We start from the raw sequence: 13,025 nt of genomic DNA on the forward strand, positions 1-13,025 counted from the left end.
TGACGGCCGTGCAATTGGCCAAGCGCGCGCGCTCATGGAGAGGCTGCCATGATCCCCATCACCTCCCTCGCGGGCCAATCCGTCGCGGTGTTCGGGCTCGGCGGGTCGGGGCTGGCGAGCTGCCATGCGCTGCGCGCCGGCGGCGCCGAAGTGTTCGCGTGCGACGACAATCTCGACCGCATGGTCGAAGCAGCGCAGGCCAATTTCATCACCGCCGATCTGCGCAACGTCTCGTGGACCAACTTCGCCGCGCTGATCCTGACGCCCGGCGTGCCGCTGACGCATCCGGCGCCGCACTGGACAGTGCTGAAGGCGCGCGAAGCCGGTGTCGAAGTGATCGGCGACATCGAGCTGTTCTGCCGCGAGCGCAAGCTGCATGCGCCGGATGCGCCCTTCGTCGCCATCACCGGCACCAACGGCAAGTCCACGACCACGGCGCTGATCGCGCATCTGATGCGCGAGGCCGGCTACGATACGCAGATGGGCGGCAATATCGGCACGGCGATCCTGTCGCTGGAGCCGCCGCGCGCCGGCCGGGTCCACGTGATCGAGATGTCGTCCTATCAGATCGACCTGACGCCGTCGCTCGATCCCACCGTCGGCATCATGCTCAACGTCACCGAGGATCACATTGATCGCCACGGCACGATCGAGCACTACGCCGCCGTCAAGGAGCGACTGGTCGCCGGCGTTTCGGCGGACGGCACCGCGATCATCGGCGTCGATGACGGCTTCGGCCGCGACATGGCGGACCGCATCGCGCGCGCCGGCAAGCGGGTGGTGCGGATTTCGGTGAAGCAGCCGCTCGCCGACGGCATCGTCGCCGATCATGAAACGATCTCGCGGATCAGCGGCGGCGCGTCGCAACAGATCGCCAGACTCGGGGGCATCGGTTCGCTGCGCGGTCTGCACAATGCGCAGAACGCCGCCGCCGCATCCGCCGCGGCGCTCGCACTCGGCGTCGCGCCGGACGTGCTGCAGAACGGACTACGCAGTTTCCCCGGCCTCGCGCACCGCATGGAGCAGGTCGGCCGTCAGGGCACGACGCTGTTCGTCAACGACTCCAAGGGCACCAATGCCGACGCCACCGCCAAGGCGCTGTCGTCATTCGGCGATATTTTCTGGATCGCCGGCGGCAAGCCGAAGACCGGCGGCATCGAGAGTCTTGCCGAGTACTTCCCGCGCATCCGCAAGGCCTATCTGATCGGCGAAGCGGCAGCGGAGTTTTCCAGGACGCTCGAAGGCCGCGTGCCCTACGAAATCAGCCGGACGCTGGACAACGCCGTTCCGGCCGCGGCCCGCGACGCCGCAGTCGCCGGCCTGTCCGAGCCGGTGGTGCTGCTGTCGCCGGCCTGCGCCTCGTTCGACCAGTTCCGCAACTTCGAAATCCGCGGTAACCGGTTCCGCGACTTGGTTCTGGCGCTGGACGGCGTCAAGCCGGCGGTGTGAGCCGCGGCCGCCGTAGTTGCCATTGACTGTCGGTGTCAGGAGTGGCGGCGTGAGCGCCGGCCTCTGAACGTGCCCCAGGTTTGCCACAAGCCTGCGGAGGCGCTGATGCCGTCGTCCCAGCTGTGCGAATAGATCGCAACAGGCGGCTAGCGGTCGTTCACAACCTCAATTGCCGCGCGTCCTGTTAACCTCTTGGCAACCACACGGGCGCACCAATGGGCGAACCTTTGTCCCAGGATCGCCGATGATCTCCCGTGAACAACGCACCCCGTTCAGCGAATGGTGGTGGACCGTCGACCGCGTGCTCCTTGCGGCGCTGATCGCGCTGATGCTGGCGGGCGTGATCCTGTCGCTGGCGGCGTCGCCGCCGGTCGCGACCCGCATCGGGCTCGATCCGTTTCACTTCTTCAATCGCCACGTGCTGTTTCTGGCTCCGTCGCTGATCGTGCTGATCGGCGTGTCGTTTCTGTCGCCACGCCAGATCCGGCGCACGGCGTTGGTGATCTTTGCGCTGGCGATCGTGCTGATCGTGGTGACGCTGCTGTTCGGACCCGAGGTGAAGGGCTCGCGCCGCTGGATCACGCTGCTCGGGATCAACATTCAGGCGTCCGAAATCGCCAAGCCATCTTTCGTCATTCTCGCCGCGTGGCTGTTCTCCGAAGCCGCGCGTCGGCCGGAGATGCCGGCGACCTCGATGGCGCTGGTGCTGCTGCTGACACTGGTGTCGCTGCTGGTCGCGGAGCCCGATTTCGGCCAGACCATGCTGGTGCTGATGGTGTGGGGCGCGCTGTTCTTCATTGCCGGCATGCGGATCGTCTGGGTGTTCGGATTAGCAGGAGCCGCTGCAGGCGGCCTGTTCACTGCTTATCTGTTCGTTCCGCACGTCGCTGGTCGTATCAAGCGCTTCATGAATCCGGCCTCGGGCGATACGTTCCAGGTCGACATGGCCAGCGAGGCGTTTAGTAACGGCAGCTGGTTCGGCCTCGGGCCGGGCGAGGGCATCGCCAAGCGCAGCCTTCCGGATAGCCACACCGACTTCGTGTTCGCCGTCGCTGCCGAGGAGTTCGGCATCGTGCTGTGCCTGGCGCTGCTCGCGCTGTTCACCTTCATCGTGCTGCGTACGATGTCGCGCGCTTACAAATCCGACGATCTGTTCTCGCGCTTCGCGGCCTCGGGCCTGGCGATCCTGTTCGGTGTTCAGGCTGCGATCAACATGTCGGTGAACCTGCAACTGATCCCCGCCAAGGGCATGACGCTGCCGTTCATCTCCTATGGCGGTTCGTCGATGGTCTCGCTGGCCTACGGTGTCGGCATGATGCTGGCGCTGACGCGGCAGCGTCCGCAGACCGAAGTGAGTGCGATCGAAGCCGCCGGAAGCTACGCGTAGCCATGAGCGACGCGCCTCTCATCCTCCTCGCCGCCGGCGGCACCGGCGGGCATCTGTTTCCCGCCGAAGCGCTCGGCGTCGTACTGATGAAGCGCGGGCTGCGGGTGCGGCTGGTCACCGACAGCCGCGCGATGCGCTACAGTGGATTGTTTTCTGCCGACATGATCGACGTGGTGCCGAGCGAAACCGTGCGCGGCAAAACGCCTTGGGCGCTGGCGCGAACCGGCCTGATGCTCGGCGCCGGCACCGCCAAGGCGATGGCGCTGATGCTCGGGCGTCGGCCCGCCGCGGTGATCGGGTTCGGCGGCTATCCGACGCTGCCGCCGTTGTTTGCCGCCAGCGCGCTGCGCATTCCGACGCTGATCCACGATGCCAATGCGGTGATGGGCCGCGCCAACCGGCTGCTGTCGAAGCGCGTCAGCGCCATCGCCACCTCACTGCCCGGCGTCCTCGATCGCGATCCGGCGCTCGCCGCAAAGGCCACCACGACCGGGACGCCGATGCGGCCGGCGATCCTCGCCGCCGCGGCAGTCCCATTCGCGCCGCTCGATCCGGCCAGTCCGCTGCGCCTGCTGGTCGTCGGCGGCAGTCAAGGTGCACGCGTGATGGCCGATATCGTGCCCGGCGCGATCGAGCAGCTCGATCCCGCGTTGCAAGCCCGGCTGGTGCTGACCCAGCAGGTCCGCGATGAGGACATGGCGCGGGTGAGGGCTGTTTACGACCGGCTGAATCTCACTTGCGAGCTGGCCCCTTTCTTCACCGATCTGCCGGCACGCCTCGCCGCCAGTCAGCTCGTGGTCTCCCGCTCGGGGGCCGGCACGGTTGCCGAACTCGCCGCGATCGGACGTCCGTCTATTTTGGTCCCGCTGCCCGGTGCAATTGATCAGGATCAGTTCGCCAACGCCGGCGTGCTGTCGGATGCTGGCGGTGCAATCCGCATCGTGCAGGGCGATTTCACGCCGGAGCGACTTGCGTCGGAGATTTCCGGACTGGCCTCGGAACCGTCGAAGCTGACCGCGATGGCTTCGGCGGCCCGCACGGTGGGACGGCTGGACGCGGCCGACCGTCTGGCCGATCTGGTTATGCAAGTGGCGCAGGTCTGAACCGGCGCAGGTTCCCGGCTTTTGTTTGGACCGGGCTTGTCCCGGCCATCCTCGTCTTGCATGAAGTGCCCCGCGAATCGCCGCGGCCGGCCATCATCCCGGCCGACCGGCCGACCTGTGAGAGACTTGCCCATGAGACTGCCCCGCGAGATCGGACCTATTCACTTCGTCGGGATCGGCGGCATCGGAATGAGCGGCATCGCCGAGGTGCTGTGCAATCTCGGTTACACCGTGCAGGGTTCGGACGCTTCGGAAAGCGCCAACGTCAACCGGCTGCGCGAGAAGGGCATCCAGATCCACGTCGGTCATCAGGCCGACAACATCAAGGGCGCCGACGTGCTGGTGGTGTCGACCGCGATCAAGCGCGACAATCCGGAATTGCTGGCGGCGCGCGCGCAGCGCATCCCGGTGGTGCGGCGCGCCGAGATGCTCGCCGAGTTGATGCGGCTGAAGAGCTGCGTCGCGATCGCCGGCACCCATGGCAAGACCACCACGACCTCGATGGTCGCAGCGCTGCTCGACGCTGGCGAACTCGATCCGACCGTGATCAACGGCGGCATCATCAACGCCTACGGCACCAATGCGCGCCTCGGCGCCGGCGACTGGATGGTGGTGGAGGCCGATGAAAGCGACGGCACCTTCCTCAAGCTGCCGGCCGATGTGGCGATCGTCACCAATGTGGATCCCGAACATCTCGATCACTTCAAGACCTTCGACGCCGTGCAGGACGCGTTCCGCAACTTCGTCGAGAACGTGCCGTTCTACGGCTTCGCGGTGATGTGCATCGATCATCCGGTGGTGCAGACGCTGGTCGGCAAGATCGAGGATCGCCGCATCATCACTTACGGCGAGAACCCGCAGGCGGACGCACGGCTGCTCGACCTCAAGCCGTCCGGCGCCGGCTCGACCTTCAAGGTCGCGTTTCGCGATCGCAAGGCCGGCACCGCGCACGAGATCACGGATCTCACGGTGCCGATGCCGGGCCGCCACAACGCCCTCAACGCCACCGCGGCGATTGCGGTGGCGCACGAGCTCGGGCTTTCCGACGACACCATCCGCAAGGCGCTGGCCGGCTTCGGCGGTGTGCGCCGGCGTTTCACCAAGACCGGCGAGTGGAACGGCGTCACCATCATCGACGACTATGGGCATCATCCGGTCGAGATCGCCGCGGTGCTGAAGGCGGCGCGGCACTCGACGGCCGGCAAGGTGATCGCCGTGGTGCAGCCGCATCGCTTCACGCGGCTACAGTCGCTGTTCGAAGAATTCTGCACCTGCTTCAACGATGCCGACACTGTGATCGTGGCCGAAGTCTATCCGGCCGGTGAGGCGCCGATCCCGGGCATCGACCGTGATCACTTCGTGCTCGGACTGCGCGCGCACGGCCACCGCGAAGTCATCCCGTTGCAGGATTCTGCATCGCTCGCCGGCGTCGTTGCCGGAATCGCCAACAGCGGCGACTACGTCGTCTGCCTCGGCGCGGGCAACATCACCCAATGGGCCTATGCGCTGCCCGGCGAGTTGAAAGCGCTGGGCTGATCGTGGCGTTTCCCGACATCACTCCCGACCTCAAAGCCGCGATGCCGGATCTGCGTGGGCGGCTGCTGGGTAACGAGTCGCTGGCGCCGCTGACCTGGTTTCGAGTCGGCGGCCCTGCGCAGGTGCTGTTCACGCCGGCCGATGTCGACGATCTCGGTTACTTCCTGTCGTGCTTGCCGGTAGAGGTGCCGGCGCTGTGCATCGGCGTCGGCTCCAATCTGATCGTGCGCGATGGCGGGCTGCCGGGTGTGGTGATCCGCCTGGCCCCCCGAGGTTTCGGCGAGCTGCGTGCCGACGGTCAGGTCGTACATGCCGGTGCCGCCGCGCTCGACAAGCGCGTAGCCGAAACGGCGGCAGCGGCGGGTCTCGGCGGACTCGAATTCTACTTCGGCATTCCGGGCACCATCGGCGGTGCGCTGCGGATGAATGCCGGCGCCAACGGCCGCGAGACCCGCGAGGTGCTGATCGATGCGACCGCGGTCGACCGAAGCGGACGTATCCACGTGCTCGACAATGCGGCGATGCAGTTTTCCTATCGCCACTGCGGCGCCGACATGGGCCTTATCTTCACGTCGGCGCGCTTCCGCGGCACTCCGGCTTCGTCCGATGCGATCCGCGCCAAGATGAACGAGGTGCAGGCGCATCGCGAAATGGCGCAGCCGATCCGCGAAAAAACCGGCGGCTCGACCTTCAAGAATCCGCCGGGACAGAGCGCCTGGAAGCTGATCGACGCTGCCGGCTGCCGCGGCCTCAAGATCGGCGGCGCGCAGGTCTCGGAGATGCACTGCAACTTCCTGATCAACACTGGCGACGCCACCGCCGCCGACATCGAGACGCTCGGTGAGACTGTGCGCACCCGCGTCAAGGCGCAATCGGGCGTCGAGCTGCAGTGGGAGATCAAGCGGATCGGCGTCGGGGCCGACGCCGCGCGCTGAACGATTACTTCGCGGCAGGCGGCGGTGACGGCGGGACCGGCGGCTGCGCGGAAGGCGGCAATGTCGGCGTGTCCGGCAGCGTAAGTACGTGTTGGAGCGGTGCTGACGATACCCGGAATACGCCGCTGAACGGATCCTCCTGCAGGGCGATTAGGCCGAGCGCCACGACGGCTCCGGTTGCAAATACGGTCAGCGCGGCCGCCATCGAACGCGGCTTCTCCAAATGCACCAGCGTCAGCGCCACCTGCGTGATGATGCCGAGCAGCAGCACCGAAATCCACTTCAGCTCGCTGGTCCGGTCGGTGGACAGGCTGAGCCGCGAGTTGCGGGCCGTGCCGACACGGACCGCCGCGCTGAGCATCGCGACATGCACAGCGGCGCTGGCATCCCGGCTGATGCCGGGATCGCTCAGCTGGGTCAGTAGCTCGTCGTAAGCTTCCGTGGTCGAAGCCGCGCTCTCGCCGCGTGCCGCGGGCCATTCCTCGTTCACCACCGACTTGGCGTAATCCTTCAGCGCGATACGGATCTTGCGCATGTCGGTGACCGAGGCGACGCTCAGCGTATAGAGGTTCTGCAATTCGCCGGCTTCCGTCTGCACCGCGCTGGTCGCCCGGCGATTGCGCTCGGTGACCTCGTAGCCGAGAAAGCCGGTGAGCAGGCTGAACAGCACCGCGACCGACGAGAAGAACGGCGCAACGACACCGTTGAGCTTGTTGATCGGTCCACGCGCCGGCGACACGCACGTCACGATGACGAGCACCAGCGCCACGCCGTAATACAGCAGCGCCAGCGTCACGAAGGTGCCGGTGGTGGAGAGGTCGAGCCAGGCCCTGATCATCGTGGTTCCCGTTGGTCGTTCGGATGCGGCGTACATCGGAACAGTCGAATCGGCGGCCGCTCCGGTGTCCCGAAGCCCGGACTTTGGCCGCTTCTGCGGCTCGCGTCCACCAAAGGCGGTTCAATGGCAGCGGCGAAGCCGTGCGCACGCAGGTCTCGATTGCGGAATGTCGGCTCATCGCAGGTTGTACAGGGTTGCCGGCTTCACATAAGCTGAAACATTGACGCCATGCTTCTGCCGGACCGGCGTGGCACCTCCCGGACCGACGGATGGAGCGCTCTCGTTTGCCTGGACAATTCGCGCCGCGCCTTCGGCAACTGCACTGGTACGAGATCGCGCTGATAGGTGTCGTGGCGCTCGCGCTGTGCATCTATCTGCCGATCGTCGTCAAGCGATCGGCGTTGCAGGGATTCGGCGACGTGCAGGTGTTCTTCCGCGCCGGATGGGCGGTGTGGACCGGCTATCCGCTGTACGAAGTCGCCGATCATCACGGCTGGACCTATCACTATCCGCCGTTCTTTGCGCTGCTGATGGGGCCGTTCGGCTACCCGCTCGAAGGCTATCCCAGGCCGTCCTGGGCCCTGCCGCTGCAGACCTCGGTCGCGGTCTGGTACGCATTCAGCGCGGCGCTGCTCCTGATCGCGGTGGATTGGTGGGCGAGGGCGCTCGAGCGCGACGCTCCGCCGCTCGGCCAGCGCGCCTGGAACGCGTGGTGGATGCTGCGGATCGGGCCGCTGGCGATCCTGATGCCGTATATCGGCGACGGCCTTGGCCGAGGGCAGCCGACCGCTTTGGTACTGCTGACGATGGTTGGCTTCCTCGTGCTGTACGCGAAAGGGCGGGTCTATTCCGCGGCCTTTGCACTGGCGCTTGGCTTCACCATCAAGCTGTTTCCGATCGTGCTGTTGCTGTTCCCAATTCTCCGGCGCGACGTCCGGACGGTGGCGGCAGTCGCGGGCTTCAGCGCGTTCTTTCTCTTCGTGGTGCCGGTGTTGTGCCTCGGGCCCGCCGAAGTGATCAAACTCTACGTCGCGATGTGGACCGAGCACCTGAGCGGCATCTTCACCGGGGCGCCCAACGACAAGATCGCCGCCGAGATCACTTTCACCTCCTATGACATGCTGAGCATCGGCGCGATGCTGGCGCGGATCGCCGCCGGCGGCTTGCCGGCCGAGGACAAGCTGCCGCTGTTCGCGACGCTGGGCCAGCTTGCATTCGACGCCGTTTTCATTAGCGCGCTGGTGTGGGTCGGCCATGGCCGCTTCTGGCGGCTCGATGGACCGCAGCCGCAGATGTCCGAGGCGGTGCTGATCTGCGGCGCGGTGCTGTGCGCCTCGTTGCCGCTGGTGCTGTCGGTGTCGCAGCCGAACTATGTGGCGTTCGTCGCGCCGCTGGTGGCGGTCGTGCTGTGGGATGCATGGCGGCGCAGCGGCGAGACGACGCTGGTCACATTTCTGGTGTTGTGGGCGTGCGTCATGTGGATCGGCATGTTCGGCACCGAGGGCGGCGTGTGGGAGCCGCTGCGCGTCATCGGCCTCGCGACGCCGGCGATTGCGGTGCTGCTCGGCTGCGGTCTGGTCTGCCTGCGCCGCGCGCGTTAGACGAGGCTGCGCCTCGCTCTCGGTGCGGTGAGGGCGAAAACGATCCCCCGCAGCTTCTCCGAATCAGCCAAATCAGGGACATTGCGTCCGCGCCGGCCCGCGAGACGCTCGGACCATTCTGACCCAACAGGGACCGCCCGGCGGACCGATCCATGCGACAGACGATACTCTTCGGTGGCACCAGCAAGGAGCGGCTGGTGTCGGTCGCTTCGGCGCAGGCGCTGCACGCGGCGCTGCCGGACGCCGAATTGTGGTTCTGGAACGACGATGACGCTGTCCATCGCGTCACGCCGGAAGCGCTGCTGGCGCACGATCGGCCCTTCGAGGAGCCGTTTGTGCCGGTGGGTGAGGGGATCGGCGACCTTGCGACAGCGCTCGATCGAGCGGCCGCCGAACAGCGGGTCCTGGTGCTTGGTCTGCATGGCGGCGCGGCCGAGAATGGCGAGTTGCAGGCAATGTGCGAGATGCGCCGCGTGCCATTCACCGGCTCCGGCGCCGCGGCCTCTCATCTTGCGTTCGACAAGGTCGCCGCCAAGCGCTTCGCTGCGATCGCGGGCGTTCGTACGCTGGGTGGCGTTGCCCTGGCGGATGCCGAGGCCGCGCTCGAAGTCCATGGCCGTCTGATCGCGAAGCCGAGCCGTGACGGATCGAGCTACGGGTTGTTCTTCATCAATGCCAAGCAGGATCTGGTCGCGGTGCGCCACGCGGCCAGAACGGAAGACTATCTGATCGAGCCGTTCGTCTCCGGCATCGAAGCAACCTGCGGGGTGCTGGAGCAGCCGGACGGTTCGCTGTTGGCGCTGCCGACCATCGAGATCGTCCCGGCCGACGGTGGCTTCGACTACACGGCGAAATATCTCGCCAAGTCGACGCAGGAAATCTGCCCCGGCCGGTTCGCTGCCGAGGTGGCGTCGGTGATCATGGACTATGCCGTGAGGGCGCATCGGGTGATCGGCTGCCGTGGCTACTCGCGGTCCGATTTCATCGTCGCTGCCGACGGCCCGGTCTTCCTCGAGACCAACACGCTGCCCGGCCTGACCAAGGCGTCGCTCTACCCGAAGGCGCTCAAGGCGCAGGGCATCGACTTCGTGGATTTCCTGACCGGCCAGATCGCGCTCGCCGAGCGAAACGCCGCACGTTAACGACTGCTTTACAGGTTCCTGCGGAACCACTGCAGATTTACCGCTTTACCAGCCAAATCCCTCATGAATCGCAACAAATTCGGCCCTGATTCGGGCCCCTTTACTTTTTGTTTACCAGTTGGCCCGAAGGTTAACGCTGGCTGCGCATGTTGGCGCTCGGCTGGCGAGGCATGACCTGGCGGACCTTCCGCCTCGTCATTTTGCTTTCGCCCAGCACCGGGTCGCCGTCTGCGCCATAGCCCGGTTGGTTGCGGGCATAACGTGTACGAGCTCTAGCAATGCATGGTGGAGGGCGCCTCGCCCGGTCGTCGCGACTGTCGGGGTTTCAGTCTGACCTGAAAGCGGTCGCCGTGGCGATCGTCGCATTGGTGCGCCATCGCTGGGCGCGTCGCAAACGGCCCGAGCCTCATCCGACGCGGCTGGTCCGTCCCGAACAGCCGAGCGGGCTGATCGCGACCCTCGAGAAATACACGCCGCGCCGCATCGGTGTCGTCGCCACCGTGCTGATCCTGATGGGCAGTGCGGGGCTCGGCATCGTCAAGGGCGGCCACGTCGACGAATTCGTTCAGGGGCTGGACGACGCGCGCAACGCGATCGCCAACATCGCCGGCTTCCGCATCCAGCAGGTCGCGATCAGCGGCCGCAAGCAGCTCACGCAGGACGAAGTGCTCGCGATCGGCGGCGTCACCGGCCGCTCGTCGCTGCTCTTCTTGGATGCCGCAGCGGTGCGCGACAAGCTGAAGGCCAATCCGTGGATCGCGGACGCGACGGTTCTGAAATTCTATCCGGGCGAGCTGCAGATCGACATCGTCGAGCGCACGGCGTTCGCGCGTTGGCAGCTCGACGGGCGGACCGCGGTGATCGCCGATGACGGCGCCGTGCTCGAGCCCTATGTGGCGCGGCGCTTTATGTCGCTGCCGCTGGTGGTCGGCAAGGGGGCGGGGACCCGCGCCAAGGATTTCCTCGCGCTGCTCGCGCGCTATCCGCAGGTCCAGTCGCAGACTCGCGCGGTCGCCCTCGTCGGCGAACGGCGCTGGAACGTCTGGTTGAGCAGCGGGCTGGTGATCAGGCTGCCGGAGCAGGATGTCGGCAATTCGCTGGCGACGCTCAGCAAGCTCGATCAGGAAGACAAGCTGTTCTCGCGCGACATCACCGCGGTCGATATGCGACTGCCGGACCGACTGACGGTGCGGCTGTCCGACGATGCGGCGAAGGCGCGCGAAGAGTTGTTCAAGGACAAGAAGTCCAAAAAGAAGGCTGGTGACGCGTGACCGGCTTCGATCGCACTCAGACTCCGAAGACCCGCCCGATGCCCCCGCATCGGACCGCGATGGTGGCGTCGCTCGACATCGGCACCAGCAAGATCGCCTGCATGATCGCGCGGCTGAAGCCGTCGCCGCCGAAGGACGCGCTGCGCGGCCGCACCCACGCGGTCGAACTGGTCGGCTACAGCCAGATCCAGTCGCGCGGCGTCAAGGCCGGTGCGGTCGTCGACATGGTCGAATGCGAGAAGGCGATCCGCCATGCGGTGGCGCTCGCAGAGCGGATGGCGAAAGTACGGGTCGAGTCCGTGCTGCTGTCGGTCTCGGCCGGCCGGCTGCAGGGGCAGCTCATCGAAGCAGCCGCGGATATCAAGGGCGGCGCCGTCAACTCGGACGATGTCAGCCGCGTCACCTCCACCGGCATGCATCACGCCACCGCGCCGGGTCGTGCGGTGCTGCATGCGCTGCCGGTCGGCTACACGCTCGACGGCGTGAAGGGCATTCGTGATCCGAAGGGCATGGTCGCGCGCCAGTTCGGCGTCGACATGAACGTCGTCACCACCGACGCCACTGTGGCCAAGAACATCATGCTGGCTGTCGAGCGTTGTCACCTCAATGTCGAAGCGATGGCGGCGAGTCCGTATGTCGCCGGCCTTTCGGTTCTGACCGACGACGAAGCCGATCTCGGCGCTGCACTGATCGAGATGGGTGCGGGCACCACGACGATGGCGATCTATTCGGGCGGTCGCTTCGTGCATTCGAGCGGCTTTGCGCTCGGTGGTCACCACATCACAATGGATCTCGCGCGCGGACTGGGTGCCTGCATTGCGGATGCCGAGCGAATCAAGACGTTATATGGCACGGTGCTAACCGGCGGTTCTGATGCGCGCGAACTGATGACGATTCCGGCCGCCGGAGACAATGAGCGGGACACCCCGCAGGTGATCTCCCGCGCGACGATCGCGAACATCATCCGGCATCGCGCCGAGGAGATTTTTGAGATGGTCAGGGACCGGCTGGCGGATTCGCCGTTTGCTGCTGAGCCGCGCGCCCGCGTGGTTCTGAGCGGTGGCGCGTCGCAACTCACCGGCATCCCTGAACTCGCAACCCGCATTCTCGGCCGCCCTGTGCGCGTCGGCCGTCCGCTCGGCTTCGGCCGGCTTCCGCAGGAAGCCAAGAGCGCATCCTTCGCGGTTCCCACGGGCCTGCTGGTCTATCCGCAATACGCCCATCTGGAGCACATCGAGCCGCGGCATTCCCGCCAGGTCCGCAGCGCCGAACACGCCGGTTACTTCGGCAAAGTCGGCCGCTGGCTGCGCGAGGGCTTTTGATGACTCTTTTCCGCCCCCTTCCGCCATCACAGATTGTCCCGGCCGCTTGCCGGGGACTTCACGAACCAACGCGCGCGTAATCGAGAGGCAACCATGACCATCAATCTCAACGTTCCTGACAGTCGCGAGCTGCGGCCCCGGATCACCGTGTTCGGCGTCGGCGGCGCCGGCGGCAATGCGGTCAACAACATGATCACCGCCGGTCTCGACGGCGTTGATTTCGTGGTCGCCAACACCGACGCGCAGGCGTTGACGATGTCGAAGGCCCAGCGGCTGATCCAGATGGGCACCCAGGTCACCCAGGGTCTCGGCGCCGGCTCGCAGCCGGACGTCGGCTCGGCTGCCGCGCAGGAAGTCATCGACGAAATCCGCGACCACCTCTCGGGCGCGAACATGGTTTTCGTCACCGCCGGCATGGGCGGCGGCACCGGCACCGGCGCC

At 66.3% G+C, this 13,025-nt stretch carries 10 protein-coding genes and 1 pseudogene; 10 read left to right on the forward strand and 1 reads right to left on the reverse strand.

The window, feature by feature from the left end:
- The first annotated feature begins 48 nt into the window (after positions 1-48).
- From murD to murB, 5 genes are all read left to right on the forward strand, one after another.
- Entirely contained in the window at positions 49-1,449 is a 1,401-nt protein-coding gene (murD, locus tag ACOJTD_RS05880) for a UDP-N-acetylmuramoyl-L-alanine--D-glutamate ligase (protein WP_420131995.1), read from the forward strand.
- A gap of 244 nt (positions 1,450-1,693) precedes the next feature.
- Complete coding sequence (gene ftsW / locus ACOJTD_RS05885; RefSeq protein ID WP_420131996.1) at positions 1,694-2,836, forward strand: putative lipid II flippase FtsW; 1,143 nt, start codon at positions 1,694-1,696, stop codon at positions 2,834-2,836.
- Positions 2,837-2,838: 2 nt separating this feature from the next.
- A complete protein-coding gene (murG, locus tag ACOJTD_RS05890; RefSeq protein ID WP_420131997.1) occupies positions 2,839-3,939 on the forward strand; it encodes an undecaprenyldiphospho-muramoylpentapeptide beta-N-acetylglucosaminyltransferase in 1,101 nt (366 codons plus the stop codon).
- Positions 3,940-4,071: 132 nt separating this feature from the next.
- On the forward strand, positions 4,072-5,475 hold the full coding sequence (murC, locus tag ACOJTD_RS05895) for a UDP-N-acetylmuramate--L-alanine ligase (RefSeq protein WP_420131998.1): 1,404 nt from the start codon (positions 4,072-4,074) through the stop codon (positions 5,473-5,475).
- 2 nt (positions 5,476-5,477) lie between these two features.
- A complete protein-coding gene (gene murB / locus ACOJTD_RS05900; RefSeq protein WP_420131999.1) occupies positions 5,478-6,410 on the forward strand; it encodes a UDP-N-acetylmuramate dehydrogenase in 933 nt (310 codons plus the stop codon).
- 4 nt (positions 6,411-6,414) lie between these two features.
- Here murB and ACOJTD_RS05905 read toward each other — a convergent pair whose 3' ends face one another.
- The gene (locus ACOJTD_RS05905) at positions 6,415-7,248 is read right to left on the reverse strand and encodes a DUF4239 domain-containing protein (protein WP_420132000.1); all 834 of its coding nucleotides are present in this window, start codon (positions 7,246-7,248) and stop codon (positions 6,415-6,417) included.
- 284 nt (positions 7,249-7,532) lie between these two features.
- Here ACOJTD_RS05905 and ACOJTD_RS05910 point away from each other — a divergent pair, with 284 nt between their 5' ends.
- The 5 genes and pseudogenes from ACOJTD_RS05910 to ACOJTD_RS05930 form a co-directional block, all read left to right on the forward strand.
- A complete protein-coding gene (locus tag ACOJTD_RS05910; RefSeq protein ID WP_420132001.1) occupies positions 7,533-8,849 on the forward strand; it encodes a glycosyltransferase family 87 protein in 1,317 nt (438 codons plus the stop codon).
- A gap of 152 nt (positions 8,850-9,001) precedes the next feature.
- Positions 9,002-9,991 (forward strand): D-alanine--D-alanine ligase family protein, encoded by a 990-nt coding sequence (locus tag ACOJTD_RS05915; protein ID WP_420132002.1) that lies wholly within the window; start codon positions 9,002-9,004, stop codon positions 9,989-9,991.
- A 278-nt stretch (positions 9,992-10,269) separates the two neighbouring features.
- Entirely contained in the window at positions 10,270-11,262 is a 993-nt protein-coding gene (locus tag ACOJTD_RS05920) for a cell division protein FtsQ/DivIB (RefSeq protein WP_420132003.1), read from the forward strand.
- Positions 11,259-12,584, forward strand: a complete 1,326-nt coding sequence (ftsA, locus tag ACOJTD_RS05925) for a cell division protein FtsA (protein ID WP_420132004.1) — start codon at positions 11,259-11,261, stop codon at positions 12,582-12,584. Before ACOJTD_RS05920 ends, ftsA begins: the two co-directional genes overlap by 4 nt.
- Before the next feature lie 93 nt (positions 12,585-12,677).
- A pseudogene (locus tag ACOJTD_RS05930) lies at positions 12,678-13,025 on the forward strand (cell division protein FtsZ); the annotation flags it as partial.

It is taken from the genome of Rhodopseudomonas sp. (assembly GCF_048594845.1).
Taxonomy (GTDB): Bacteria; Pseudomonadota; Alphaproteobacteria; order Rhizobiales; family Xanthobacteraceae; genus Rhodopseudomonas.

Coding starts and splice junctions, on each gene's coding strand:
- murC (WP_420131998.1), top strand. CDS start 4,072: ATGAGACTGCCCCGCGAGATCGGACCTATTCACTTCGTCGGGATCGGC.
- ACOJTD_RS05915 (WP_420132002.1), top strand. CDS start 9,002: ATGCGACAGACGATACTCTTCGGTGGCACCAGCAAGGAGCGGCTGGTG.
- ACOJTD_RS05905 (WP_420132000.1), bottom strand. CDS start 7,248: ATGATCAGGGCCTGGCTCGACCTCTCCACCACCGGCACCTTCGTGACG.
- ftsW (WP_420131996.1), top strand. CDS start 1,694: ATGATCTCCCGTGAACAACGCACCCCGTTCAGCGAATGGTGGTGGACC.
- murG (WP_420131997.1), top strand. CDS start 2,839: ATGAGCGACGCGCCTCTCATCCTCCTCGCCGCCGGCGGCACCGGCGGG.
- ACOJTD_RS05920 (WP_420132003.1), top strand. CDS start 10,270: ATGCATGGTGGAGGGCGCCTCGCCCGGTCGTCGCGACTGTCGGGGTTT.
- murD (WP_420131995.1), top strand. CDS start 49: ATGATCCCCATCACCTCCCTCGCGGGCCAATCCGTCGCGGTGTTCGGG.